Origin of the sequence: Burkholderia sp. 22088 (assembly GCF_052045915.1) — a bacterium.
Lineage (GTDB): Bacteria > Pseudomonadota > Gammaproteobacteria > Burkholderiales > Burkholderiaceae > Burkholderia > Burkholderia cepacia.
Genome location: NZ_JBQEPY010000002.1, coordinates 29,490 through 55,131, shown reverse-complemented (window position 1 = coordinate 55,131; position 25,642 = coordinate 29,490). Strand labels below are relative to the sequence as shown.

At 65.1% G+C, this 25,642-nt stretch carries 21 protein-coding genes; 18 read left to right on the top strand and 3 right to left on the bottom strand.

What is annotated here, in order from left to right:
• Positions 1–204 precede the first annotated feature (204 nt).
• Positions 205–2,517, top strand: a complete 2,313-nt coding sequence (locus tag ACTJLD_RS03305) for a TonB-dependent receptor (RefSeq protein WP_334046258.1) — start codon at positions 205–207, stop codon at positions 2,515–2,517.
• 67 nt (positions 2,518–2,584) lie between these two features.
• On the opposite strand, the gene ACTJLD_RS03300 is transcribed toward ACTJLD_RS03305, so the two are convergent.
• A complete protein-coding gene (locus ACTJLD_RS03300) occupies positions 2,585–3,544 on the bottom strand; it encodes a LysR substrate-binding domain-containing protein (RefSeq protein WP_027790754.1) in 960 nt (319 codons plus the stop codon).
• A gap of 184 nt (positions 3,545–3,728) precedes the next feature.
• Between ACTJLD_RS03300 and ACTJLD_RS03295 the strand changes: the two genes are divergently transcribed.
• Genes ACTJLD_RS03295 through ACTJLD_RS03285 form a run of 3 tightly spaced genes read left to right on the top strand, consistent with a single transcriptional unit; the run spans position 3,729 to position 6,946 of the window.
• A complete protein-coding gene (locus tag ACTJLD_RS03295) occupies positions 3,729–4,862 on the top strand; it encodes a M20 aminoacylase family protein (protein WP_440658262.1) in 1,134 nt (377 codons plus the stop codon).
• Positions 4,863–4,912: 50 nt separating this feature from the next.
• Positions 4,913–5,710: an ABC transporter substrate-binding protein gene (locus tag ACTJLD_RS03290; RefSeq protein WP_440657973.1), complete on the top strand. Its 798-nt coding sequence runs from the start codon at positions 4,913–4,915 to the stop codon at positions 5,708–5,710.
• Between the two features lie 51 nt (positions 5,711–5,761).
• Entirely contained in the window at positions 5,762–6,946 is a 1,185-nt protein-coding gene (locus ACTJLD_RS03285) for a porin (protein WP_440657972.1), read from the top strand.
• A 49-nt stretch (positions 6,947–6,995) separates the two neighbouring features.
• Here the strand turns inward: ACTJLD_RS03285 and ACTJLD_RS03280 are convergent, their stop codons facing one another.
• Positions 6,996–8,015 carry a zinc-dependent alcohol dehydrogenase family protein gene (locus tag ACTJLD_RS03280; protein WP_440657971.1) on the bottom strand — a complete coding sequence of 340 codons (1,020 nt, stop codon included), beginning with the start codon at positions 8,013–8,015 and terminating at the stop codon, positions 6,996–6,998.
• 127 nt (positions 8,016–8,142) lie between these two features.
• Between ACTJLD_RS03280 and ACTJLD_RS03275 the strand changes: the two genes are divergently transcribed.
• Both ACTJLD_RS03275 and ACTJLD_RS03270 read left to right on the top strand, forming a co-directional pair.
• Positions 8,143–9,054 (top strand): LysR family transcriptional regulator, encoded by a 912-nt coding sequence (locus ACTJLD_RS03275; protein ID WP_027790759.1) that lies wholly within the window; start codon positions 8,143–8,145, stop codon positions 9,052–9,054.
• Positions 9,055–9,295: 241 nt separating this feature from the next.
• Positions 9,296–10,189 carry a DMT family transporter gene (locus ACTJLD_RS03270; protein ID WP_027790760.1) on the top strand — a complete coding sequence of 298 codons (894 nt, stop codon included), beginning with the start codon at positions 9,296–9,298 and terminating at the stop codon, positions 10,187–10,189.
• Between the two features lie 188 nt (positions 10,190–10,377).
• Here ACTJLD_RS03270 and csgH read toward each other — a convergent pair whose 3' ends face one another.
• Entirely contained in the window at positions 10,378–10,698 is a 321-nt protein-coding gene (gene csgH, locus ACTJLD_RS03265) for a curli-like amyloid fiber formation chaperone CsgH (RefSeq protein ID WP_124839393.1), read from the bottom strand.
• Positions 10,699–11,334: 636 nt separating this feature from the next.
• On the opposite strand from csgH, the gene ACTJLD_RS03260 reads away from it, so the two are divergent.
• The 12 genes from ACTJLD_RS03260 to ACTJLD_RS03205 all read left to right on the top strand — a co-directional run bounded on the left by ACTJLD_RS03260 (position 11,335) and on the right by ACTJLD_RS03205 (position 24,998).
• Positions 11,335–12,054 carry an SDR family oxidoreductase gene (locus ACTJLD_RS03260; RefSeq protein WP_060171412.1) on the top strand — a complete coding sequence of 240 codons (720 nt, stop codon included), beginning with the start codon at positions 11,335–11,337 and terminating at the stop codon, positions 12,052–12,054.
• Positions 12,055–12,263: 209 nt separating this feature from the next.
• Positions 12,264–14,222, top strand: a complete 1,959-nt coding sequence (locus ACTJLD_RS03255) for an arylsulfatase (RefSeq protein WP_136469392.1) — start codon at positions 12,264–12,266, stop codon at positions 14,220–14,222.
• A 15-nt stretch (positions 14,223–14,237) separates the two neighbouring features.
• Positions 14,238–15,287 (top strand): formylglycine-generating enzyme family protein, encoded by a 1,050-nt coding sequence (locus tag ACTJLD_RS03250; RefSeq protein ID WP_027790764.1) that lies wholly within the window; start codon positions 14,238–14,240, stop codon positions 15,285–15,287.
• Positions 15,284–16,111 carry a MetQ/NlpA family lipoprotein gene (locus ACTJLD_RS03245; protein ID WP_124546764.1) on the top strand — a complete coding sequence of 276 codons (828 nt, stop codon included), beginning with the start codon at positions 15,284–15,286 and terminating at the stop codon, positions 16,109–16,111. Before ACTJLD_RS03250 ends, ACTJLD_RS03245 begins: the two co-directional genes overlap by 4 nt.
• Entirely contained in the window at positions 16,105–17,091 is a 987-nt protein-coding gene (locus ACTJLD_RS03240) for a YkgJ family cysteine cluster protein (RefSeq protein ID WP_136469391.1), read from the top strand. The genes ACTJLD_RS03245 and ACTJLD_RS03240 overlap by 7 nt, the downstream gene beginning before the upstream one ends.
• Before the next feature lie 65 nt (positions 17,092–17,156).
• Positions 17,157–17,483 carry an antibiotic biosynthesis monooxygenase family protein gene (locus ACTJLD_RS03235; RefSeq protein WP_027790767.1) on the top strand — a complete coding sequence of 109 codons (327 nt, stop codon included), beginning with the start codon at positions 17,157–17,159 and terminating at the stop codon, positions 17,481–17,483.
• Between the two features lie 315 nt (positions 17,484–17,798).
• A complete protein-coding gene (locus tag ACTJLD_RS03230) occupies positions 17,799–18,497 on the top strand; it encodes a hypothetical protein (RefSeq protein ID WP_247873412.1) in 699 nt (232 codons plus the stop codon).
• On the top strand, positions 18,481–18,741 hold the full coding sequence (locus ACTJLD_RS03225; RefSeq protein WP_196488297.1) for a hypothetical protein: 261 nt from the start codon (positions 18,481–18,483) through the stop codon (positions 18,739–18,741). The genes ACTJLD_RS03230 and ACTJLD_RS03225 overlap by 17 nt, the downstream gene beginning before the upstream one ends.
• Positions 18,742–19,192: 451 nt before the next feature.
• Entirely contained in the window at positions 19,193–19,711 is a 519-nt protein-coding gene (locus ACTJLD_RS03220) for an Hcp family type VI secretion system effector (protein WP_027790769.1), read from the top strand.
• Positions 19,712–19,802: 91 nt separating this feature from the next.
• Entirely contained in the window at positions 19,803–21,890 is a 2,088-nt protein-coding gene (locus ACTJLD_RS03215) for a type VI secretion system Vgr family protein (RefSeq protein ID WP_440657970.1), read from the top strand.
• 14 nt (positions 21,891–21,904) lie between these two features.
• Positions 21,905–24,190 carry a cell wall hydrolase gene (locus tag ACTJLD_RS03210; RefSeq protein ID WP_440657969.1) on the top strand — a complete coding sequence of 762 codons (2,286 nt, stop codon included), beginning with the start codon at positions 21,905–21,907 and terminating at the stop codon, positions 24,188–24,190.
• Between the two features lie 223 nt (positions 24,191–24,413).
• The gene (locus ACTJLD_RS03205; RefSeq protein WP_440657968.1) at positions 24,414–24,998 is read left to right on the top strand and encodes a hypothetical protein; all 585 of its coding nucleotides are present in this window, start codon (positions 24,414–24,416) and stop codon (positions 24,996–24,998) included.
• Positions 24,999–25,642 lie beyond the last annotated feature (644 nt).

Here is a 25,642-nt window from a genome sequence, read left to right as displayed (position 1 = left end):
GGAGCGGGTGTCGCGCGATCCGGCAGTGTTGCGTGACAAGCAGTTTGCTTCCGTTCACAGATGCGCATGCAGCAACGCGCACCCCGCATACCTGCCGGAAGCCCGATACGACGGGCCTCTCGAGGCTGGCATCCGAATTGCAACAGGGAACCCGTGCGTCGCGCACGCACGTGCGTTCAACCGATCAAACAGGATGACTCATCGATGTTCAGGAAAAAACTAATCGTCACCGCGCTGGGGGGACTGCTGACGGGCGGAGCCGTATCGTTGCCCGCGTGGGCGGAAGAAGGTGCGGTGACGGCGGCACCGGACGCGAAGCCGGCACAACAGGGCACGGACGATGCAGCCGCGGCTGCACCGACGGCGGCCCGTGCGACCCGCGGCACGGCCATCCGCGAAACGAACCTCGGCACGGTCACCGTGACCGCGCGCCGGCGCAAGGAGAGCATCCAGGACGTGCCGGTCGCGGTGAGCGCGCTGAGCGGCGACGCGATCAGGAACAACGAGCTGCGCGTGGTCAACGACGTGACGAAGTACGTGCCGAACTTCACCGGGCAATCGACCGAGGGCCGCGAGCGGCCGCGCTGGTTCCTGCGCGGCGTCGGCAGCAACGATCCGTCGGACCTGTCGCTGAGCCCGATCGGCGTGTACTTCGACGACGTGTACATCAACAGCGTGTTCGGGCAGGGGTTCCCGCTGTTCGACCTCGACCGCATCGAAGTGCTGCGCGGCCCGCAGGGAACGCTGTGGGGCAAGAACACGGTCGGCGGCGCGCTCAGCATCACGTCGCAGAAGCCGACCTTCGACGTGAGCGGCTACGGCAAGATCGGGCTCGGCCAGTACAACAGCCGGCTCGCGGAGGCCGCGATCGGCGGGCCGATCGGCAAGAATGACGTGCTGGCCGCGCGCGTGTCGGTGTATCACGAGAACGCCGACAGCTTCTACACGAATACGGTGCAGCAAGGGCGCTTCGGCGGCTTCCACGACAACGCGGTGCGCTTCCAGGTGCTCGCCGTGCCCACGTCGGACACCAACTTCCTGTTCAACATCCACGGCCGCAACTACACGGGCGGCGGCAATGCGTGGCACGCGCAAGGCGCGGGGCCGGGCGGCGCAAACCAGTTCGGCTTCGTCGGCTCGAGCGATCCGTACACGGTGTCGCTCAACGCGCCGTCGAGCGATCACATCTCGACCTGGGGCACGTCGCTCACCGCGCACTGGCGCATCAACCCGGCAGTCACGCTCACGTCGATCACCGCGTTCGAAGGGCTGCACCGCTGGTACCAGGACGACGAGGACTATTCGGCGTTCGACGCCGCACGCTCGCACGATCGCCTGTCGAGCCGCCAGTTCTCGCAGGAATTCCGGCTCGAATCGCCGCAGAACGACCGGCTGAGCTGGCTCGTCGGCACCCACCTGTTCACCGAGCAGCTGGCCGAGCAGGGCGCCGGCGGCGGCTTGCCGGGTTCGCCGTCACCCGCGTTCTACCACCTGACCGACCTCACGCAGCACACGCAGAGCGCGGCGATCTTCGGCAGCGTGAAGTACCGGTTTACCGACCGCTTCAACGTGACGGGCGGGCTGCGTTACACGATCGAGCGCAAGAACATCAACCTGACCGGGCTGCAGGGCACCGGCAACGTGACGTTCGACAATCCGGGCAGCTGGTGGGAGCCGTCGTCGGTGTCGTCGCCGCTGGCGGTCAGCGCGCGGCAGAACCAGACGAACACCTGGCGCGCGCCGACCTGGGACCTCACGCCCGAATACGCGCTCAGCAGCAACGTGCGTGCGTACTTCCGCTATGCGCGCGGCTTCCGTTCGGGCGGCTACAACGGCAATGCGTATACGCAGAGCACGGTGTCGACCGTGTCGCCGGAGTACCTGACCGACTATGAAGTCGGCATCAAGAGCGAGTGGTTCGACAAGCGGCTGATCGTCAACGCGAGCGTGTTCCACTACGACTATCGCGACATCCAGGTGTTCGCGCTCGCGCCGAACCCGTTCGGCGGCCCGCCGGTGTCGACGCTGTCGAATGCGGGGCAGGGGCGCGCGGACGGCTTCGAACTGGAGCTGAAGGCGCAGCCGGTCAACAGCCTCTACCTGTTCGCGAACCTCGGGATGCTGAACACGCGCTACACGGAGTTCCGCTACGTGCCGACCGCCGTCGGCAACTCGTTCGCGCGCTCGCCGCATACGACGATCAATGCGGGCTTCGACTATCGCGTACCGGTGTCGTTCGGCACGCTGATCGCAGGCGGTGACGTGAACTACCGCAGCCGCGAATACTTCAGCGCGACCCGGCAGACGATGCCGCAGCTCTGGCAGGGCGGCTACACGGTGCTGAACGCGCACGTTTCCTACACGACGCCGAACCAGAAGTACATCGTGACGGGCTACGTGACGAACCTGACCAACAAGGTCTACAAGAAGCTCGAGCTGCTGCCGTCGTATGGCGCGTATCCGGTGCTGTACGGCGATCCGCGCACGGTCGGGATCACGCTGACCGCGAAAATCTGACGGGCGGCACGGGCACGAGCACGACACACATGCGGCGACGCGGCGGCCCGCCCGTGTTCGCCGCGCGTCAGATCAGCAGCGACAGCGTCCTGAACAGCGCGAGATCCGCCTTGCGTGCCGACCGCGCGTGCCGGCGGATCACGTGCAGCAGGCAGTCGATGAAGCAGCGCGCCGCGTCGCTCAGCGTGCTGCTGCGCCGCGTGACGATCCCGAGGTCGCGCGGCTCGAACGTCTCCTTCAGCTGCAACGCGCGCATCCGTTCGCCGAACGGCGGCACCGCAGCGAGAATCGTCGGGCACCACGTGCACATGTCGGCCTGTTCGAGCATCGTCTGCAGCATCGCCACCGACTGCGCGCGGACGATGCGCCGTTCGTCGATGTCGGCACCGTGGCGCGTGAACAGGTAGTCGACGAGCGCGGCCTGCCCGTCGGCCGCGAAATTCAGCACCCAGTCGTTCTCGAGCAGGTCGTGGATCGATCGCGCGTGTTCGCGCGGATGGCCGGCGCGCACCATCACCGATGTCTCGTAGCGCAGCATCGGCTCGAACGCGAATTCCTGCGTGCCACCCGGTTGCACGTGCCCGAGCGCGAAATCCATGCTGCCGTCGCGCAACAGCGGCTGCGCGACGGCCATCAGCGCCTCGTAGAGTTCGAGGCGCACGTCGGGCATCCGCTCGCGAAAGCGCAGCACCGTTTCCGCCAGGAACGTCATCGTGAGCCACGGCGTCACGCCGATGCTCAGCCGGCCCTCGATGCGGCCGCGCATGCGCTCGAGATCGCTCTGCGCGTGTTCGAGCTGCTTCAGCACGAGCTTCGCGTGCGTGAGCAGCGTCTTGCCGTATTCCGTGAAGCCGATTCCCTCCGGCGCGCGCACGAGCAGCGGCAGGCGCTCGCCGGCCTCCAGTTCGCGCAGCGCGCGCGTGACGGCCGCCTGCGACAGCCCGAGCGTGCGCGCCGCGCCGCGGATGCTCCCGGCCTCCGCGCTCGCGACGAGCGCCTGAAGCTGATGCAGCCTGATCGTACCCATGGTGCGATACCCGACAACGAAAGGTTGTCATCATAACGAAACCGCGGCTGTTCGCCGGGATTTTCGCTGCCTACGATGCGGCCACGATCGGTCATTTGGGCGATCGGCAACCGGCGTACATCGAGGAGAATCGGGGTTGAACCACAGATCAGTCCAGCCGGAATTGGCGGCCATCGAGACGGAGATGATTGCGCTGCGCCGACGGCTGCACGCGCATCCGGAGCTCGGCTTCGAGGAACATGCGACGAGCGACCTCGTGGCCGGCTTCCTGACAACGTGGGGTTATCGGGTGACGCGCGGGCTCGGCGGCACGGGCGTGGTCGGCACGTTGACGCGAGGCGCCGGTAAGCGGCTCGGGCTGCGCGCCGACATGGACGCGCTGCCGATCCGCGAGGCGACCGGGCTGCCGCATGCGAGCCGGTGCGACGGCGTGATGCATGCATGCGGCCACGACGGCCATACGGCGATGCTGCTGGCGGCGGCGCGGTGCCTGGCCGAGCGCGCCCGCTTCACGGGCACGCTGAACCTGATTTTCCAGCCGGCCGAGGAAGGGCTCGGCGGCGCGAAGCGGATGATCGACGACGGGCTGTTCGAGCAGTTTCCGTGCGATGCGGTGTTCGCGATGCACAACGTGCCGGGCCTGCCGGCCGGCGTGCTCGGTTTCTGCGACGGCCCGGCGATGGCATCGGCCGACGAGGTGCGCGTGCGCGTGACCGGGCGCGGCGGGCATGGCGCGGCGCCGCATACGACGATCGATCCGGTGGTCGTCTGCGCGTCGATCGTGATGGCGCTGCAGACCGTCGTGTCGCGCAACGTGAACCCGCAGGACCTAGCGATCGTGACGGCCGGCTCGATCCACGCGGGCACCGCGTCGAACGTGATCCCGCCGCACGCGGAACTGACGCTGAGCGTGCGCGCGCTGTCGCCGGACGTGCGCGCGCTGCTCGAACGGCGCATTCGCGAGATCGTGCACGGGCAGGCCGCGAGCTACGGCGCGACGGCCGAGATCGATTACCGCCACGACTATCCGGTGCTCGTCAATCACGCGGCGGAAACCGCCTTTGCGCGCGACGTCGCCCGCGAATGGGGCGGTGACGGCGCGCTGATCCCCCATCTGCGGCCGATCGCTGCAAGCGAGGACTTCGCGTTCATGCTGAACGTTTGCCCCGGCAGCTACCTGTCGATCGGCAACGGTGACGGCAATGGCGACGGCGGCGCCGGATGCGGGCTGCACCATCCCGGCTACGACTTCAACGATGCGTGCCTCGCCACCGGCGCGAGCTACTGGATTGCGCTGGCGGAGCGCTATCTCGCGTGACGCACCCGCATGGTTTTGACTGACGATTCACACGAGGAAGGAGACTGGCAATGAAGCAGTGGAAGCAATGTAAGCGGATGGCGGCGCTCGCGTTGGCGCTGGCGGCAGGGGCGGCGCATGCGGGTAACTGGGCGGGCAGGGAGATTCGCCTCGCGGTCGATCCGACTTACCCGCCGCTCGAGTACAAGCTGCCCGACGGCACGCTGACGGGCTTCGGGATCGACATCACGAATGCGTTGTGTGCGGAGCTGCATGCGCGCTGCGTGTGGGTCGAGTCGAGTTTCGACGGGATGATTCCGGGGCTGCTCGCGCGCAAGTTCGACGTCATCGCGTCGTCGATGACGATTACGCCGAAGCGGCAGCAGCAGATCGCCTTCACGAACCGGATCTCGAATGCGCCGGCGCGCCTCGTCGCGCGCAAGGGTTCGCCGCTGCTGCCGACGGCCGACGCGCTGAAGGGCAAGCGTGTGGGCGTCGAGCAGGGCTCCGCGCAGGCCGACTATGCGATCGCGAACTGGCAGCCGGCCGGCGTGCAGATTGTGTCGTACCCGAACCAGGACCAGGTCTATGCCGATCTCGTGACGGGCCGGCTCGACGCGGCGTTCCAGGCATCGATCGCGGCGAGCGACGGTTTCCTGAAGAAGCCGCAGGGCAAGGAGTTTGCGTTCGTCGGCGCGGCGATCGACGACGCGAAGTATTTCGGGCAGGGCGACGGGCTCGGGCTGCGCAAGCAGGACAACGACCTGCGCGACGCCTTCAACCGCGCGCTCGCGACGATCCTCGCGAACGGCACGTACCAGCGGATCAACCGGAAGTATTTCGACTTCGATATCTACGGCACGAAGTAAGCGGTGGCGCCATGCATGGCGCGGTAACGACAAAACAAATAAGGATGACGGATGAACTGGAGATTGATTTTCGTCGCGATGCCGGCACTGTGCGCCGCGCCCGCGTTCGCGCAAGGCAGCGTCACGCTGTACGGCCTCGTCGATGCGGGCATCGACTACACGAACAATGTCGGCGGCCACGGCGCGTGGCAGATGGCGAGCGGCTTCGCGCAGGGCAGCCGCTGGGGGCTGAAGGGCAGCGAGGATCTGGGGGGCGGCTACAGCGCGCTGTTCCAGGTCGAGAACGGCTTCAACGTGAACAGCGGCACGCTCGCGCAGGGCGGCCGCATGTTCGGGCGGCAGGCGTACGTCGGCCTCGGCAGCGCGCGGTTCGGCACGCTGACGCTCGGCCGGCAATACGATGCGGTGGTCGACTATCTCGCGCCGACCACCGCGAACGGCAGTTGGGGCGTCTATCCGTTCTCGCATCCGCTCGACAACGACAACACCGGCAATACGTTTCGGGTCAACAACACGGTCAAGTATGCGAGCCCGGATTTCGCCGGCTTCTCGTTCGGCGGCACGTACAGCTTCAGCAACGACACGGGCTTCGCGAACAACCGGCAGTGGAGCGTCGGCGCGCAGTACGAGCAGGGCGGGTGGCTCGTCGGCGTGGCCTTCCTGAATGCGGACAACCCGGGTGCGACATCGGGTGGCGCGATCGCGGGCTCGGGATCGGTCGGCGCCGATGCGAACTTCGCGTCGGCGCGGCTGCGGATCTTCGGTGCGGGCATCAACTACACGGCGGGGCCCGCGACGGTCGGGTTCGCGTACACGAACAGCAACGTCACGCGGCCCACCGCGAACGTCGGTTACCTGTTCGGCGACGAAACGATCGAGCCCGTGACCGGCCCGCTCGCAGGCGGCACGGTGACGTCGATCAAATACCAGAACTTCGAAGTGAACGGCAAATACCAGTTCACGCCCGCGCTGTTCGTCGGGGCGCAGTACGTGTACACGACGGTGCGCTACGACGCAACGACGGGCACCGCGAAGCCGAAGATCCATTCGCTCGGGCTGATGGCCGACTACATGCTGTCGAAGCGCACGGACGTGTACCTGATGGGCGCCTACCAGCGGATCGCGGGCGACGCGACGGGCTCGTCGCTCGACCAGGCCTATGTTCCCGGCGCGGCGGACCTGTCGTCGACCTCGAAGCAGCTGATGATTCACGCGGGGATCCGTCACAGGTTCTGACGCCGGATGCAGCGGGCGAGGCCGCCCGCTGCCCGTCGCCCCGATGCGCTTACTGCGCGACGCGGATCACGACCTTGCCGAAGTGCTGCCCCGACTGCAGGTACGCATACGCCTGCGGCGCTTCGTCGAAGCCGAACACGCGATCGACCACCGGCTTGATCCGCTTCGCGTCGACGAGGCGCACGACGTCGTCGAGCATCGCGCGGCTGCCGACCATGATCCCCTGCAGCCGCCGGATCCCGCCGATCAGCGACAGCAGCCCGAGCTCGGGGCCGCCGAAGCTGCTGAGGCCGCCGATCACCGACACGGTGCCGCCCATCTTCGTCGCGGCGACCGAGCGCGGCAGCGTATCCTTGCCGCCGACTTCGACGACCAGATCCGCACCCGCGCCGCCGGTGAGCCGCAGCACGTCGTGTTGCCATTCGGGCGTGGCGCGATAGTTGATGGTTGCGTCCGCACCGAGCGCGCGGGCGCGTTCGAGCTTCGCGTCGCTCGACGACGTGACGATGGTGCGCAGCCCCGCGGCATGCGCGAGCTGCAGCGCGACGATCGACACGCCGCCCGTGCCGAGAAGCACGACGGTCGCGCCGGGCCCCAGGCCGCCGTCGGCGAACAGCGCGTTCCATGCGGTGATGCCCGCGCACGACAGCGTCGCCGCCTCGTCGTAGTCCAGATGCGCGGGAATCGCGACCAGCGCCGCTTCGTCGGACACGAAGTGCTCGGCCAGCACGCCGTCGAAATGCGAGCCGGGCGATCCCGAGGTTTTCTGCGGCGTCGGCGGCCCTTCGATCCAGCGCGGGAAGTAGGTGTTGATCACGCGATCGCCGGGCTTGAAGCGCGTGACGTCGCGGCCCGTTTCGATGACTTCGCCGGCGCCGTCGGCAACCGGAATCAGCGCTTCCGTGCCGATGCCGAGATAGTCGCCGCGCGCGAACATCAGGTCGCGATAGTTCAGGCCGGCCGAATGGATCTTCACGACGACGTCGGTCGGCCCGACCGCGCGGCGTGTCGCGTCGATGCGCCGAAGCCCGGCCGCACCGTCGCCCGGTTTCACTTGCCATGCGTGCATGTCGACTCCTTTTTCGAGATAGTGCGGACTATCATAGTGTTGCGCGCAGGGACGCATTGACGATAATTCGGCCGATGACTGTCGCCTGCATGGACACAAACCTGTTACCCCACCGGAGCGAAATGGCATGGACGAGCGGCTGAGAGGCGTTGCCGAATTTGTCGACGTGGTGGATTCGGGCAGCTTCGCGGCGGCCGCGCTGCGGCTCGGCGTTACGCGCTCGGCGGTCGCGAAGGTCGTCGCGCGGCTCGAACGCCGTCTCGGCACCCGGCTGCTGCAGCGGACGACACGCCAGCTCGGCCTGACCGACGAGGGGCTCGTCTATTACGAACAGTGCCGGCGGCTGCTCGCCGAACTCGGCGAGACTGAGGCCGCGCTCGACGCGGGCCAGCGCGAGCCAGCGGGGCGGCTGCGCGTCAGCGTGCCGGTGCTGTTCGGGCGGCAATGCGTGGCGCCCCTCATGCGGCGCCTCGTGGAGCGCCATCCGCGGCTCGAAATCGACGTGTCGTTCAGCGATCGCGTGGCCGACCTCGTCAACGACGGCTTCGACATCGCGGTGCGCATCGGCGAGCTCGCCGATACGAGCGCGCTCGTCGGCCGCAAGCTCGGCGTGCAGCGCATGGGCATCTGCGCATCGCCCGCGTATCTCGAACGTCATGGCCGGCCGGCGGGGCTCGACGAACTCGCGTCGCACGTCGGCATCGCGTATTCGCGCGGCGGGCAGCCGACGCCGTGGCCGATAGTCGGCGCAAACGGCGCGGTGCACGACCATCGTCCGGCCGGGCGCCTGCGGCTCGACGACCTGCAGGCCATTGCCGATGCGGCCGCCGCCGGCGCGGGCCTTGCGTGGCTCCCCTGCTGGCTGATGGCGCCTTACCTGCGCGACGGCCGCCTCGCGCTCGTGATGGACAGCAACAGCGTGTCGGGCGCCGAAGTGTTCGCGGTGCGGCCGGCATCGCGCCACGTGCCGTCGAAGGTGCGTGTCGTCATCGATGCGCTCGTCGACGAGATACCGAAGATGCTCGCGTCGGATGGTTGAGGCGGGCGCGTCGGTCGCGGCATCCCCGCGACGCATGGTCGGCCGGTGCGGCGTATGATCGTCGCACACCCAATCCGCCGGGGGCACGACGTGATGAAGCGCGAACCGCAGGTCGCCATCGCTATCGCAGCGTCCGTTCCGAACCTCACCCGTTACACGGTTCTTCGGTGATGCACGGGCCGGCATGCAGCCCCGGTGCGCACGGGGCAGACCTCCCTGCGACAACCCGGCGCGCGCGTACATGACGACGATCGATACCACGAAGGCCGCACGGCAACCCGGCTGGCTGCGCATCGCGCCCGCACTGTTCCTGCTGCTGTGGGCAAGCGGCTTCGTGTTCCTGAAGCTCGGCTTGCGCTATGCCGATCCGCTCACCTTCCTCGCACTGCGCTATGCGTGCGTCGTCGCGCTGCTCGCGGGCCCGTTCCTGTGGCTGCGCCCTGCGTTGCCGCGCACGGGGCGCGCATGGCGCGATCTCGTCGTGGTCGGCCTGTTGCTGCAGGCCGGTTATTTCGCGTGTACGTACCTGAGCCTGAAGCTCGGCATGTCGGCGGGCGCCGTCGCGCTCGTCACGTCGCAGCAGCCGATCCTCGTCGGGCTGCTCGCGCCGATGATTGCCGGCGAACGCGTCGGCGTGCTGCGCTGGATCGGGCTCGCACTCGGCGCCGCGGGCGCGGTGCTGGTGATCCTCGCGCGTTCGTCGGTCGATGTCGCGTCGCCCTGGGCGCTCGCGTTCGCGCTGTTCGCGCTCGCCTGCATCACCGGCGGCACGCTGTGGGAAAAACGCTTCGGCACCGACGTCCATCCGGTCACCGCGAACCTCGTGCAGTACGCGGTCGGCCTCGCGGTCACCGCGCCGCTCGCGTTCGCGCTCGAACCGATGCACGTGCAATGGACCGCCGGACTCGCCGGTTCGCTCGCGTACCTCGTCATCTGCAACTCGCTGATCGCGATCTCGCTGCTGCTCGCGATGGTGCGGTACGGCGAGGCGTCGCGCGTGTCGGCGCTGTTCTTCCTGATCCCGCCCGCGACCGCGCTGATCGCGCTCGTGGCGCTCGGCGAGACGATCGGCGCGCTCGCATGGCCGGGGATGGCGCTCGCGGCTGCCGGCCTGTTTCTCGTGATGCGTTACTGAATACCGAACGCGCGCGGGATGCGGGGCGGCGTGTCGATGCCGGCCGATTCGTGCGTGGCGGATCGCGTAGCGGCGCGCGATGCCGATGGCGGAGGGGCGGGCCGGCTGACCGCCGCGCGCGCCGATGCCGGTCGCGCCGCGCGGCAGGCGCTTGCCATGCGGCGCGACGGCGCCCAGGCCGCGCCGTATCAACCCGCCGTCCGATGCGGATTGCAGTCCGCCGAATACTCCGCGTGCTCGCCGTTGACGTGCAGAACCAGCGTTGCCTTGCAGATATCGCTCGAATCGACGCTCAGCAGCAGCGTCGCGAGCGGCTGGTCCTCGCCGCCAGCGAGCCGCGATTCGCCGGAGCGCGTCAGCGAGGCCGAGCCCGCGCCGCCGGTTCGGGTGATGCGCAGGCTGTACGACACGTCGACCGGTGCAGCCGCCCGCACGTGCGGCACGATATTCACGCCGCCGGCACTGGCGGCGATGTCGAAATAGGCGCTGAGATCGTGAATGCCAACCATGATCGTCCCCTGTCGAATAAAAAAAGGCCGAACGTGTATCCGTCCGGCCTTTCCGTTACGCCGGCGGCACTTAATGCTGCTTGACCGAAACGGTGTTGTTGAAGCCGTTCTGGTTGGTGTTCGCGTAGTTGGCGTTTCCTTGTTGCACCAGCGTGGCGTTGTTGTAGCCGGTCTGCGTCACGTAGCCCGGATCCACTTGTGCGAAATATGGCTGCGCCCGATTTTCGGGTTATTCGTTCCTTGCCGAACGCAGCACATGGTGAGAGGAGTCAGCAAGAGGCGTGCCTGTTGTCGTTTCAAGCGGAATCTATTTTAAATTCGTTATTAGTCTAATTTTTCGGGTGCGTAATTCATTCGCGTAAAACGTTTGCGGGTTCGATATTTGATTAACAAGCTTTCTTTTATATTCGGCGCATCAAGATTAAATCAGACGATAATTCCCACCAGTCGTGATTTGGAAATTCCTGACGCACCTCATGCGCAGTAAACGTACCGTGTTGCCACGGACACGCCCGTAACGACACGACGTAACTTCCGTTACGCACGTAGAATCGTCTGACCAAAGTACCGGTTCCGGGCCTCCACCCTGGAAACCTCTCTCCACGCTACTCACGTGAACGAACTTCGGGAGCACGCATGTCATCTCGCACCTATCTCGTCACCGGCGCATCGCGCGGCATCGGCCTTGCGGTCAGCACCTTGCTCGCACGGCACGGTCATCACGTCATCGGCCTCGCGCGAAATGTGCAGGGCATCGACTTTCCCGGCGAATTGCGCGCGTGCGATCTCGCCGACATCGAACAGACGGCGGCAACGCTTGCCCGTATCGGTGAGGAGCACGCTGTCGACGGTATCGTGAACAATGCGGGCATCGTGATGCCGCAACCGCTCGGGCAGATCGATTTCCGGTCGCTGCAGACCGTGTTCGATCTCAACGTGCGGGCCGCGATCCAGGTCACGCAGCACTTCGCGGACGCGATGAAGGCGCGCGGCCACGGGCGCATCGTCAACATCTGCAGCCGGGCGATTTTCGGCAGTCTCGACCGCACCGCGTATTCCGCCGCGAAGAGCGCGCTCGTCGGCTGCACGCGCACGTGGGCGCTCGAACTGGCCGAACATGGTGTGACCGTCAACGCGGTGGCGCCGGGGCCGATCGAGACGGAACTGTTCCGGCTGACCCGGCCCGTCGGCAGCGAAGCCGAACGCAAGGTGCTCGCGACGATTCCCGCGCGCCGGCTCGGCACGCCCGACGATGTGGCGGCCGCGATCGCGTTCTTCCTGTCGGACGAGGCCGGCTTCGTCACGGGGCAGGTGCTGGCCGTGGACGGCGGCGGCAGCCTCGGCGGACGCAGCTGAAGCACGACGCGCCGCCGAGCCGTCGCGCGCGGCCCGGCGGGGGCCGGCTTCGGCGCGCGGCGCGGGCGCATGCATACGCGCGTGCTGATGGCCGGTATTCGGCTTGCGTGCATATTCCGCCGTCCCGTTAGCATGTGACGAATCAGACTTTGGGTGCCGCGCGCGCGACGCTAAGATCGCCGATCCCGTAGATCGCGCGTTCCAGAACGATGAAAAAGTCCGCTTCGCCGTTGCATGCTTTTCGTTTCCGTGTCGTCTGCGCCGCGATTGCCGGCGCGTTGTCGCTCGCATCGTGCGGCGGCGTCGACAGCGATCCGCCGTCGTCATCGACGAACCCCGCGCCGCCGCTGGCGGCGAAACGCCCGAACGTCCTGTACATCATGGCCGACGATCTCGGCTATTCCGACATCCATGCATTCGGCGGCGAGATCAACACGCCGAACCTCGACGCGCTCGTCGCGTCGGGCCGCATCCTGTCGAACCATCACACGGGCACCGTCTGCGCGATCACGCGCGCGATGCTGGTGTCCGGCACCGATCACCATCTGGTCGGCGAAGGCACGATGGGGGTACCGACCGACGAACGGCGCGGGCTGCCCGGCTACGAGGGCTACCTGAACGACCGCGCGCTGTCGTTCGCACAACTGTTGAAGGATGCCGGCTACCACACGTACATCGCGGGCAAGTGGCATATCGGCTCGGGGATCGTCGGCAGCGCGACGGGCAGCGGGCAGACGCCGGACCAGTGGGGCTTCGAGCGCAGCTACGTGCTGCTCGGCGGCGCGGCGACCAACCACTTCGCGCACGAGCCGGCCGGCTCGTCGAACTACACGGAAGACGGCCGTTACGTGCAGCCTGGCCAGCCCGGGCAGCCGGGCGGCGCGGGCGGCAGCCCGGCCGTGTTCTATTCGACCGATTTCTATACGCAAAAGCTGATCTCGTACATCGATTCGAACAAGCGCGACGGCAAGCCGTTCTTCGCGTACGCGGCGTATACGTCGCCGCACTGGCCGCTGCAGGTGCCCGAACCATGGCTGCACAAGTACGCGGGCGTGTACGACGCCGGCTACGACGCGATCCGCAATGCGCGGATCGCACGGCAGAAGGCGCTCGGCCTGATCCCCGCCGATTTCAAGCCGTTCGACGGCCTGCCCGAAACGACGGCGGCGTCGCCCGCGACCGCGAACAACGGCACCGCGAACGCGAAATACGTCAGCGCGGTGCATTCGGCCGCCGACGGCTACAGCGACTACGGCCCCGGCAAGGTCGACAAGCTGTGGTCGAGCCTGTCGCCGGCCGAACGTCGGGCGCAGGCGCGCTACATGGAGATCTATGCGGGGATGGTCGAGAACCTCGACTACAACATCGGACTCCTGATCCAGCACCTGAAGGACATCGGCGAATACGACAACACGTTCATCATGTTCCAGTCGGACAACGGCTCGGAAGGCTGGCCGATCGACTCGGGCGCGGACCCGACGGCGACCGACACCGCGAACGGGCAGGACCCGGTCTACTCGACCCTCGGCACCGACAACGGCAAGCAGAACGCGCAGCGCCTGCAGTACGGGCTGCGCTGGGCCGAGGTGAGCGCGTCGCCGTTCCGGCTCACGAAGGGGTATTCGGCCGAAGGCGGCGTATCGACGCCGACGATCGTGCGCCTGCCGGGCCAGACGCAGCAGTTGCCGACGCTGCGCGCGTTCACGCACGTGACCGACAACACGGCGACGTTCCTCGCGATCGCGGGCGTCACGCCGCCGTCGCAGCCGGCGCCGCCGCTCGTCAACACGCTGACGGGCGTCGACCAGAACAAGGGCAAGGTGATCTACAACAACCGCTACGTGTATCCGGTCACCGGCCAGTCGCTGCTGCCGGTGCTCACGGGGTCGGCGACGGGCGAGGTGCATACGACGCCGTTCGGCGACGAAGCCTACGGCCGCGCCTACCTGCGCAGCGCCGACGGCCGCTGGAAGGCACTGTGGACCGAACCGCCGCTCGGGCCGCTCGACGGGCACTGGCAGCTTTACGACCTCGCGTCGGATCGCGGCGAGACGACCGACGTGTCGGCGCAAAACCCGTCGGTGATCGGCACGCTCGTCGACCAGTGGAAGACCTACATGAGCAACGTCGGCGGTGTCGAACCGCTGCGTCCGCGCGGCTACTACTGATACCGGGGCGACACGATGCGGTTCCGGTTCTGGACGATCGGCGCGGCGCTGGCTGCCACGTTGTTCGCCGCCGCGTTCGCGGCCGGCTATGCGAATCCCGTCGCGCCGGGGGGCGACGCATTCGACGACGCGAATCGCGGCCGCGCGCTCGCGCCGCTCGGCTCGGAGCGGCAGTGCGCGCGCTATTCGGGGCTGCCGGCCGGGTGGCGCGACGACCCGAAGGCCGGGATGGTGCACCTGCGCGGCGGCGCGTTCGTGTTCGGCAGCACGCGTGGCTACGCGGACGAGCGCCCGGTGGGCGACGGCCGCACGCGCGTCGGCGGGTTCTGGATCGACCAGACCGACGTGACGATCGCGCAGTTCGCCGCGTTCGTGCAGGCGACCGGCTACGTTACCGAGGCCGAGCAGCAGGGCGGGGCGGCCGTGTTCCATGTGCCGACACGCGACGAGATGAACGCGCGCGACCTCGCGTGGTGGTCGTGGGTGAAGGGCGCGTCGTGGCGTCATCCGCGCGGGCCGGGCAGCGGCGTCGACGGGATCGGCAACCTGCCCGTCACGCTCGTCACGCAGCGCGATGCGCTCGCGTATGCGCGGTGGCTCGGCCGCGACCTGCCGACCGAGGCCGAATGGGAATACGCGGGCAAGGCCGGCCGCGACGACGCGTCGCTCGACGCGGCGCCGCGCGACGCGCAGGGCAAGCCGGCCGCGAACTACTGGCAGGGCGCGTTCCCGGTGCTCGACACGGCCGAGGACGGCCATGCGGGGCTCGCGCCCGTCGGCTGCTACGCGGCGAACGGGTTCCGGCTCTACGACATGATCGGCAATGCGTGGGAGTGGACCCGGGACGCATACACGGGCCCGCACCAGTCGCATACCAACGGCGACACGGCGGCCGTCGCGCCGCCGACGCGCCGGCACGATACGCCGATGGTCATCAAGGGCGGCTCGTTCCTGTGCTCGCGCGATTACTGCGTGCGCTATCGCGCGTCGTCGCGTGAACAGCAGGAAGCCGATCTCGGCGCGTCGCATATCGGATTTCGCACGATTCTGAGGGATGCGTCATGAAGCGCGTCGTGCACTACCTGGGCGCGTGGCTGATGGTTGCGTGCGGGGCTGTTCATCCGGCTTTGGCCGTCGCCGCTGAATCGACTGCGGCGACTGCAGCGACTGCTGCGGCCGTCCGCGTCGGCGTGACGCGCGGCGTGCATGCGCAGATTCTCGACGAAGTGAAGCGGGTCGCGGCGTCACGAGGATTCGGCATCGACGTCGTCGAATTCGACGATGCGTCGCGCATCGACGCGGCGCTGGCCGATGGCCGGATCGACGCGGCCAGCTTCGAGGACGCGCAACAGCTTGCCGCGACGCGCGCGCGGAAACGCTACGCCCTGACCGGGATCGCGCCGACCGTCACGCTGCCGATGGCGCTGTATTCGCGCAAGCTCAAGAACCTGAACGAACTGCAACCCGGTGCGACGGTCGCGATTCCCGACGATCCGCGCGGGATGGCGCGTGCGCTCGTGCTGCTGCAGAACGACACGCTGGTGACGCTGCGCGAGCAGGCCGGCCTGCATGCGACGCTGCGCGACGTGACCGGCAACCGGCTCGGGCTGAAGCTCGTCGCGCTGCGCCGCGAACGCCTTTACGCGGCGCTCGACAAGGCCGCGTTCGTTGCAATCGACAGCGACGATGCCGCGCGCGCCGGGCTGCAACCCGCGCGCGACAGCATCAGCCTCGAGGACGCGCGCTCGCCGTATGCGAACGTGCTGACGGTGCGCGACGCAGATCGCGCGAAGCCGTGGGTGACGCAACTCGTCGCCGCCTATCACTCGGACGACGTCGCGCGCTTCATTCTCACGCGCTACCAGGATTCGGTGCGACGGCCGTGGTAGACACCTACCTGCTCGCGTGCAACGCATGCGGACGCTGCTGCAACAGTGCGCCGACGCTGTCGTTGCGCGAACTGTTCCGGCATCGTCATCGCTTCGTCGGCGCGCTGACGATCCGTCGTGTGCCGAAGCGGCGGATCGGCGAGCGCTGGCGCGCGGGCGGCCGTGAATACGCGCTCGATGCCGACGATGTCGCGGCTTCCGATGCGCTGGCCGGGCAGCTGTTTCATCGCACCGGCGGCGCGGGGAGCGAATGGATCGCGCTGACGCTGCAGGGCTACGACTATCCGTCGCTCGGTCGTTGCGCGGCACTGGCCGACGACGGCCGCTGCGGCGTGCATGCGGACAAGCCGTCGATCTGCGGCGCGGTGCCGCTCGATCCGATGCTGCCCGACCGGTTGCAGTCCCGAGTGCTGGCCGCGCGGCGCGACGATGCGGAATGGCTTGGCGCGAACTGCATTGTCGACACCGCGGGCGCGCAGGCTCCCGTCGAATCCTCTTTCCCGATTCCGCTGGTGACGGCCGGACAGGTCGCAGACCGTGCGGCGCTCGATGCGTATCGCGATGCGCTCGTGTTCGAGCGCGCGGTGTGGCGCGATGCGGTGTTCGCATCGTTGACCGGCGGCGGGCAGGAGGGGCATCGTGCGCTGTCGCGGCTCGCGCCCGGCGGGTACCTGACCGTGTCGATCGTGCCCGTCCTGCTCGCCGTTGCGTCGGTATCCGCGCATTGCCGCACGCTGTGCATCGACTTCATCGACGCTCAGCGTGCATTGATCGCCGCGAACATCGAAGCGGCACTCGCACGCCGCCATGCCGGCGACCGGCCCGCGACGCGCGAGTTGCGCGGCTTCGGGGAGGCGCTCGAACGTGCACGGCACGCGCTGGCCGCGATGCCGGCGCCCGCGGCCGGCATGCGTGAAGACGCGCCGCGCATCGACGCGTGGCTCACCGGCCAGGCCGGTGCCGATCCGCTAGCCGCGTGACGATCGCGGCACGCCGCGCGTGCCTTACAATCGCCGCTCTTTCAATCGCTTTCGATGGAGCTGGCATGTACGCGTCGACCTTCATTTTTCGCGCCGGGCAATACGACGACGAATTCCATCGGCTCGACCGGCAGATCGCCGACATGGCGCGCGCGACACCCGGCTATCTCGGCGAGGAGACGTGGGAAAACGCCGAATCGGGGCTGATCCAGAACGTCTATTACTGGGAGTCGGAGGCGGCGCTGCAGCAGTTGATGCAGCATCCGGCGCATCGCGAGGCAAAGGCGAAGCAGGCGCGCTGGCTGGACGGCTATCGCGTCGTGATTTCGAAGGTGCTGCGCGAGTACGGCGACGGCAAGCTGACGCAGCCGCATGCAGGGCAATCCGCGTGAATGGCTGTCTGAATCATTTATTTCGTGTGACGGATAAGTAGCGGCGCGCCGTGCTCGGAAGCCCGTGTTGGGACGCGGGTTTTCGCGGTAACGCGTGCAAATTCTTCGTCAAGCATGGCTAGGATGGCGGGGCTTCACGTCGCCAGTCTGTCCACCAACAAGGTCCTCACTCGATGTCGTTCGGAGCCTTGTCCATGTCGAATGTCGCCTTGCTCGCGAAGCGCCGCCGCGCGCTGCGCGATCGTACCGTTCCCGTTCCCGCACTGACGCTGATTGCCGCGAGCATCGGCGCGCAGGCCGCCCCGCACGGCAACAATGGCGACAGCCGTATTGCGCCGGGTTTCGTGCCGGGCCGGCGTGTACGACAACGTGTCGGGCAATCCCCAGACCGGTGCGATCCTGCCGCCGAACTGCACGAAGACCACTGTCGGCTGCGGCACGGCTGCCGGCGCGCCGGACGACGGCACCTATCCGTACGTGTGGAACAACGGCCGCTACGGCGGCAGCTTCGGCATCACGTCCCGCATCTTCCTCGACCAGATCACGCCGGCCGGCGGCGTCGTCGGCACGCTCGAAGTGCCGAACAGCCTGCAGAAAGGTTTCGCGCACGACCAGATGGTGACGAGCTTCAGCTCGAAGTCAGAACTCGAGTTGCACCTGTCTCTCGACGGCAGCTATCTGACGTTCATGGGTTACGTCGCGCCGGTCAGCGCGATCGACGTGTCGAACTCGAACGCGCCGCTCGCGGTCGATGCGACGGACCCGGACGAGCAGAACTTCTATCGCGCGATCGCGCGCGTCGATTGCCGCGGACACTTCCGCTTCACCGAGACGAATGCGTACAGCGGTAATAACGGCCGCGCAGACGACGGCGGGCCTGCAGAAGTGGGTCTACGACGCGGGCGCGATGCAGTGGAAGCTCGCGTATACGCGGCAGAGCGGGTTGAACCTCGGTCAGCCGTATTCGGTCGCCGGCTGCCCGGCGGGCAGCAATTCGGTGACGGGCCTGCGTAACCTGATGGGCCGCGTCGAACGCGACGGCACGATGACTATCTGGGCGATTACGTCGACGGTCAGCGTCAACGACGATGTCGGTGCCGATCCGAACCGGCTGGTTGCCGTGCGTGACGTGTTGAAGAGTACGAGCGCGACGACGGCGGCGCACGAGCAGTTTGCCGTGCTGCGGACTGCGAAGTTTGCGGAAGTGTTGCGGGGTATCGAGTTCGCGCCGGGTACGGAGACGGGGCGGTCGCACTGAGGCGGGTGAAACCCGGCTGAAGCGAAGAGCGTGGCCGCATGCGTGCAAGTGGCCCGTACGCTCGCGAACCGCCGCAAAAAGCCCTGAATGCAGGGTGGCCTTCGGGGCTTCCATATCTTCAGCGATGTATGGATTGTCGTTCGCTTTGGCGATCGGGCCATTTTTGGCTCGGTCGGGCCAAAAATGGCCCGGTAAATCCCTTTTATTTTCAAGCGATTGGTGTTGAGTGGGCCACGAATGGCCCGATTTCCACTCGAAAAAGTCAGTTTTCGTGGCTTCACGTTCCCCGTCGTCTGTGCGGAACGATGCGCATCCCCACTAATGCGCTGATATCAAAGGATTAAATGCCGATTTGAGAAAATTGGCACGGGCATTGCGTTACGTAAGCAGTCATCGCCGATGGCAACACGGTCGGAGGGCCGTGTCGATTCCAACAACAAGGACTGCATCCATGCCGACTCCCGCTTATATCAGCATCCAGGGCAAGACCCAGGGCAACATCACGCAAGGCGCCTTCACGGCCGACTCCGTCGGCAACGTCTATCAGGAAGGTCACGAGGACCAGATCCTGGTCCAGGAAGTCGAACACCTGATCGCCACGCCGACCGACCCGCAGAGCGGCCAGCCGTCGGGCCAGCGTGTGCACAAGCCGTTCATCTTCACCTCGCCGCTCAACAAGGCCACGCCGCTGCTGTACCAAGCCTTGGCCTCCGGTGAAATGCTCCCCGAAGTGGAAGTGAAGTGGTATCGCACGTCGACCGAGGGCAAGCAGGAGCACTTCTTCACCACCAAGCTCGAAGACGCCACCATCGTCAACATCAACACCGTGCTGCCGCATGCGCAGGATGCAACCAAGGCTGAGTACACCCAGCTGGTGAAGGTCGCCATGGCCTACCGCAAGATTACCTGGACGCACGCCATCGCCGGCACCGAAGCATCGGACGACTGGCGCAAGCCCCAGGAAGCCTGAGGTCGGGTCACCCGTGTGACCGGCGCTTGAGCCGGTCGCTCAACTCAGCATGTAGATCGCCGGCCCGGTAACGGGCCGGCAAGGGGCGCTCATGGTTGATCGAACCGACTTGAACTTTACTTTCACTATCGGCGACGAATCGTTCGAGGTCGTCGAGTTCACTCTGCACGAGGGCCTGTCCGAGACCTTTCTCTTGCAGGTCGAATTGGCCAGCGCGAATCCGGCCATCGACTTTGGCGAGGTGCTCGATCGTAACGGCCTGCTCACGATTTGGCAGGGCGGGCAGCCGGTGCGTTACGTGCATGGCGCCATCTCATCATTCGTTCAGCGTGACACGGGCTTTCGACGTACTCGCTATTCCGCGGTGGTCGAGCCGCGTTTGGCGCGTCTGAAGCTGTCCTCCGACTGGCGCATCTTCCAGACTTTGAGCGTGCCGGAGATCGCCACGGCCGTGCTCAAGGCACACCATCAAACGCTGGACTACGAGCAGCGTGTCACCAACGAGCATCTAGCGCGCGAGTATTGCGTGCAGGCAGGCGACACCGACTACGATTTCATCGAACGTATCTTGCGCGAGGAAGGCTTCTTCTACGCCTTCCAGCACAAGGCCGATGGGCATCGGTTGATCCACTGCGACCGGCTGTTCATCTTCGGCCGGCAGCAGGGGGAGCCGGTGCTGTATAACCCGACGCCCGGCGGCGACCAGCCGCAGCCCAGTTTGCGCACCTTCGCCTACACGGAGAACGTGCGCACCGCGCGTCAGGTGCAGCGCGACTACACGTTCAAGAGCCCACGCTTTCCGCACGAGTACCCGCGCGAGGGCACCGACCTCGATCACCAGGGCCGTGGCTACGCGCGTTACGACTATCCGGGCCGCTACAAGCACGAGGGCAGTGGCAAGGCGTTTACGCAGGATCGCCTGCGTGGTCACCGTCGCGATGCGCGTATCGCGCGGGTGAACGGCGATGATGCGCGCCTGCAACCCGGCATCGCGTTCGACCTCACCGGCCACCCGCGCGAGGACATGAACCGCGGCTGGCGTCCGGTGAGCCTCGTGCATCACGGCAAGCAATACACCAGCCAGGCGGAGGAGGGCGCTGACGCGCAACAAGGCACGCACTACCGTTACGAAGCGGCGCTGGTGCCCGACGATGCCGAGTGGCGCGCCGAGCCGCTGCCGCGCCCGCGCATCGACGGCCCGCAGCCGGCAACCGTGGTGGGTCCGGAAGGCGAAGAGATCTACACCGACGCGTACGGCCGGGTGAAGGTGCAGTTCCCGTGGGATCGCGAAGGCAAGTACGACGAGCACAGCTCGTGCTGGATCCAGGTCGCACAGAACTGGGCCGGTGCGACTTGGGGACATATGGCGATCCCGCGCATCGGGCAGGAAGTGATCGTGGTCAACCTGGATGGCGATCCGGACCAGCCTCTCATCATCGGGCGGGCGTACAACCGCTTGCAGTTGCCGCCGTACGAACTGCCGCGGCACAAAACGCGGATGACGATCAAAAGTCAGACGCACAAGGGCGAGGGCTACAACGAACTGCGCTTCGAGGACGAGGCGGATCAAGAGGAAATCTACGTCCATGCGCAGAAGGACCAGAACATCCACGTCAACCACGACGAAACCACGTTCGTCGGGCATGACCGCAGCGAGCAGGTCGAACACGACGAAACCATCGCCATCGGTAACGATCGCAAAGAGACCGTCGGCCACGACGAGCAGGTCACCATCGGGCAGGACCGACGCCACGATATCGGGCAGGACGACTTCCTGAGCATTGGTCGCAACCACACCATTACGACGGCCAAGGACCGCACGGAGGAAGTTGGCAACCATCGGCGCGACAAGACCGCAGCCGACCACACGATGGATATCGGCGGGCATCTGACGCAGCGCGTGCAGGGGCGTGCCGAGTTGGAGGCCGGGCAAGCCATTCGGCATCGCACCAAGGTCGTTGAGTTGCAAGCCGGCGAGGTAATCCGCCTGCGCGGCCCCGGCGGCACGATCACGCTGGACGATTGCGGCGTGGAGATCGAAGCCGTCGCCATCCGCGTGAAGGGCCCAATGGTTCAGGATCGTAAGGGTGCAGGGAATGTGCTCTCACTATCTGGCGACTCGGTATTCGGTGATCCGCCGGATGACGCTTTCTACCTGACCTTCTCGGGCGATGCCTAAGCACACGGACATTTATGGCTAACTACAAATACCCCTTCAAGGACAAGGCCGGAAAGGACGTGGTCGACGCCGATGTTTACTACAGCGCGCTCGGTATGGCCAGCGGTGGTTATTACGTGTTCGGACCGTCGGGCGTACATAGTGGCATTCACTATGAGTCGGCGATGGCCAACCTGCTGTCCCTCGACGAGGGCATCGGCGCCATGACCAAAGGCGAAGTGGTCGCCTATCGGATCAATCGCGAATACCCCACCTCCCCCGGGGCGGCCAAAGTACCGACGACCGCCGAATCTACCTCGGCCGCCTTTAGTACCGGCTTTGTCCTGACCCGGCACACCTTGGAATACCCGACCGGCAATAAGCTCACGTACTTCTGCCTGGCAATGCACCTGCGCTCGTTTGGCGATTACGAACGCATGGGGAGTGTGGTCAAGCGTCCCGCGTACTGGCCGGCCAAGATCTGTCGCGTCAAGGAAACCGCCAAAGAGAAACAAACTGTACCGAAAGGGGCCACGGATCAGCCGGTCATCGGACTGAGCGTGCGTGCAAAGCCTTCGTTTGCCAAAGACTCGCCCGTCCTTGGCTACCTGCCACACGGTGCTCGCTTTACGGTGCTCCAGCGCGACAAACAGTGGGTCAAGATTAAGCGCGTGATCGAGAAAGCGATCGTGCCGCCATCGACCGCGCAGACGGAGGTGCCTGCCGCCGCGCATAGCGGATGGGTCTCGATGAGCTGGCTGGAAGCACGAGGCCAGGCGCCGGAGGACTTTGATGTCGTGGTTACGCCAGCGAGCCCGCCGGCGGTCAAAGCTGGCGAACTGTTGGGCCACATGGGTGAGTATCGGCGAGTACAGGATCCGGGGCAGAGCCGCAGGCTGATGCATCACGAGATCATCGTCGGCCCGGAACTGCGAGCCTTTCTGGAAAAGAGTCGTGCTGCTGCGGCAAGGGCCACGCCTCAGCAGAAAACTCTGCTGCGGGTGGCGCCAGATGCCCAATTGCATAACCCGGTACTCGCGCCGCCGCAGGCCGGTTTGCTGCCGGTGAATACCATTGTCGCCTTGGACGGTACGCCGCCTGACGATGCCCTGTACGTCAAAGTCAAGCCAACGGCGGTTATGCAGTGGATCGACCGCAAAGCCAAGTTGCCGACGGGCGCCAAGGAGGCCAATCTGTTCCGTCTCAACGATGGGGCCGTGTACACGGCAGCGGATATCGTCCGCGTGCCTCGGCAGGGGACGGTCGGTCAACCTGGAGCCACGCGCTTCCGCGGGGTTTTCGTCGGGACTGCCAGCCAAACACCTGTCTGGATCACCAAAGATGCATACACTGCGCTGGTCAGTGTCCAAGGAGGCAAGTTGTTGACAGCGGACTTGGCACAAGGGTGGGTAAGTTTTCCACTGACGTTCGCAGCCAACGGCCCCAAAAACGGTGCGCAGCCGCAGCACGTGTCGCGGCTCATGTTGCAGCAATCGAGACCGGACAAACAAATCCCCACGGAGCTGCCCAAGGTGTTTGCCCTGGATGAAGCGGGTAACGCATGGTGGCAGGTGCGACTGAAAACCGTTGGCACCACCGCCATCGGCTGGGTAGGCGAAGCGGGCCATGCTGGTGTTTCCCTGCACTCGCCGTATGAGTGGGTGGACTTCAAACTGATTGAGTCCAAGCCAACCACGGCCGCCTACGGCAGCTATTTTGCCGACTTCAAGCAGATGGAGGAGTTTCAGCGCGGGCGATTGGGATTGAAGGACGCCGACCTCGACGTGCCGCTGCGCGAAGTGCGAGCGCTGCTCGATGCCAATCACGACGGTCAGCTCACCTTGGCCGAAGTGAAGGCGGCGCAGCGCGATCGTGACACCATCTACCAACTGTCTCGCGTCATCCTGCGCTATCCGAGTGAATGGAAGGCAGACAAGAAGGCGTGGGATGCCTACGATGCGTTGATACCACCGTCGTCGAAGATGGTCTGGGAGTCGGAGAAAACTCGAATTGTGCAACTTGTATGGTGGGAGAACGTCGCCGGCAAGGCTAAGGATTTCCCTGTAGATCCCTCCGTCTTTCATATCCACCCCGTCTCGCTTGTCGAAATTTTCAATTGGCCAGATTTTGATGAATGGATGTACATGGCACGGACACTATATGGGGAGGCACGCGGGCAGAATTTTGAGTCCAAGGTCGCTGTTGCGTGGATTATCCGAAATCGATTGGAGCGTGGGACGTGGGGAGATACATACAAGGATGTCGTGACTGCACGACTCCAATTCACGTGCTGGAGCGAACGGATTGATCCCGACGGGTAAAAAGCGATTCACAATCCCCAGGGTGACCCTTGGAAGGACTGCAAGAAGGCAGCATTGAAGGTGATGTTGGCGCGAGATGAGGAGAATGTGTTCCCAGGAGCGACTCACTACTATAGCCCGCGGGCTCAAGCGCAGTTGCACGCCAAAAATCCGACCCTATATCCGAACACGCCTCTATTTGCGGTTCCGGAGAAGCGAGTCAAAAATCCGGAGGGTGTTAGCGATGAGGATTATCAGTTTTATCGTATGTAGTTGTCTTGTTGCGATTGCGGACGGTGCCTTAGCTGTCGCACTAGATGAATCAACGAACTTTCCTGATGGTTCTAGTCAGATCAAGGTGCGATGCCAGGAATTCGGCAGCGGTGCGAATTGCGGGATCTATGCATCCGGCTCAGCCGGCGAGAAGAAGATCATCGATTACCCTAGTGCGCCAACGAATATATCGATGACTTCCGGAGTTTTTGTTATTGACCTTCCTTGTGGAACACAGTGTTCGTCAACCTACTTCTATAGTGAGAGGAAAGGGCTGGGTGGTCCGTTCCCCTTCGTCGAAGCTTATGACGTGGAGCGTGGCGTTGTTTTGCTCAGCAAACGGAATCCTCTCCCTATGTACGCCATGTTCTCAAAGCAATCTCGAGTCGTTGGGGAGATTGCGTTGGATATACCCCAAGGGATGGATGCTTTTGCCTCCATTAAAGAGGTTGTGGTCGAAGATCACCGATTTGTGATTACTTATACCGATCGTGCGGGGAACGTCTCGAAGATTCGCCGTCGGGTGCCTATCCTGAAGGGTAGGTTGACGCGGTAAATGGTTTGCGCGCCAAGTTTTCGTCAGGTTTGTACGCAATCTTTTGAAGGGCGGGGTTTCATGAGAAGCTCAGGTCGTTGTATTGGCTAATGAGGATGAATTTGATGAGGCGGTGGATTTGATGAATAAATATGTTCGCTCAGTTAGAGAGCGCGTATCGAGGTTGGAAGGGGCGACGGATAAAATCTATTTTTTGGCATGTGCCAATATAATCTATGCCAATAAATGGGTGGTTGGGGTTGAGGGGGCTGAGTAAATTTCGGGGTGGCGACGTTTTATTGTATTTTTGATGATTGTATTAATTTAAAAATTTTCGAAACCTATATTTGAATGAAATGCCGAAATTATGCCGGCGAAAATAACTTTAAAAAATACTCTAATCTTTCATATTAATAAATGGGTTGAGTACACCCGTTATCGTCGGAAACGTATGTTTATGTAATGGGTGGTTCCTATGGTTGGCTCTATCCAACGAAGCACAATAGGCTGGGACAGTTCGATGTGCACGAGTTGACAGTGTGTTGTGTCGCGATGATTTGCCGGGCTTAGGGCAACCTGCCACGTGCTATACGGCAGCCCTGTCGCCGTTTGTCATCAGAAACCTACCGCTATCCATTTATGTCGACGCCATTATAGAGAGGCCT

Coding starts and splice junctions, on each gene's coding strand:
- ACTJLD_RS03305 (WP_334046258.1), top strand. CDS start 205: ATGTTCAGGAAAAAACTAATCGTCACCGCGCTGGGGGGACTGCTGACG.
- ACTJLD_RS03300 (WP_027790754.1), bottom strand. CDS start 3,544: ATGGGTACGATCAGGCTGCATCAGCTTCAGGCGCTCGTCGCGAGCGCG.
- ACTJLD_RS03295 (WP_440658262.1), top strand. CDS start 3,729: ATGATTGCGCTGCGCCGACGGCTGCACGCGCATCCGGAGCTCGGCTTC.
- ACTJLD_RS03290 (WP_440657973.1), top strand. CDS start 4,913: ATGAAGCAGTGGAAGCAATGTAAGCGGATGGCGGCGCTCGCGTTGGCG.
- ACTJLD_RS03285 (WP_440657972.1), top strand. CDS start 5,762: ATGAACTGGAGATTGATTTTCGTCGCGATGCCGGCACTGTGCGCCGCG.
- ACTJLD_RS03280 (WP_440657971.1), bottom strand. CDS start 8,015: ATGCACGCATGGCAAGTGAAACCGGGCGACGGTGCGGCCGGGCTTCGG.
- ACTJLD_RS03275 (WP_027790759.1), top strand. CDS start 8,143: ATGGACGAGCGGCTGAGAGGCGTTGCCGAATTTGTCGACGTGGTGGAT.
- ACTJLD_RS03270 (WP_027790760.1), top strand. CDS start 9,296: ATGACGACGATCGATACCACGAAGGCCGCACGGCAACCCGGCTGGCTG.
- csgH (WP_124839393.1), bottom strand. CDS start 10,698: ATGGTTGGCATTCACGATCTCAGCGCCTATTTCGACATCGCCGCCAGT.
- ACTJLD_RS03260 (WP_060171412.1), top strand. CDS start 11,335: ATGTCATCTCGCACCTATCTCGTCACCGGCGCATCGCGCGGCATCGGC.
- ACTJLD_RS03255 (WP_136469392.1), top strand. CDS start 12,264: ATGAAAAAGTCCGCTTCGCCGTTGCATGCTTTTCGTTTCCGTGTCGTC.
- ACTJLD_RS03250 (WP_027790764.1), top strand. CDS start 14,238: ATGCGGTTCCGGTTCTGGACGATCGGCGCGGCGCTGGCTGCCACGTTG.
- ACTJLD_RS03245 (WP_124546764.1), top strand. CDS start 15,284: ATGAAGCGCGTCGTGCACTACCTGGGCGCGTGGCTGATGGTTGCGTGC.
- ACTJLD_RS03235 (WP_027790767.1), top strand. CDS start 17,157: ATGTACGCGTCGACCTTCATTTTTCGCGCCGGGCAATACGACGACGAA.
- ACTJLD_RS03230 (WP_247873412.1), top strand. CDS start 17,799: ATGGCGACAGCCGTATTGCGCCGGGTTTCGTGCCGGGCCGGCGTGTAC.
- ACTJLD_RS03220 (WP_027790769.1), top strand. CDS start 19,193: ATGCCGACTCCCGCTTATATCAGCATCCAGGGCAAGACCCAGGGCAAC.
- ACTJLD_RS03215 (WP_440657970.1), top strand. CDS start 19,803: ATGGTTGATCGAACCGACTTGAACTTTACTTTCACTATCGGCGACGAA.
- ACTJLD_RS03210 (WP_440657969.1), top strand. CDS start 21,905: ATGGCTAACTACAAATACCCCTTCAAGGACAAGGCCGGAAAGGACGTG.
- ACTJLD_RS03205 (WP_440657968.1), top strand. CDS start 24,414: ATGAGGATTATCAGTTTTATCGTATGTAGTTGTCTTGTTGCGATTGCG.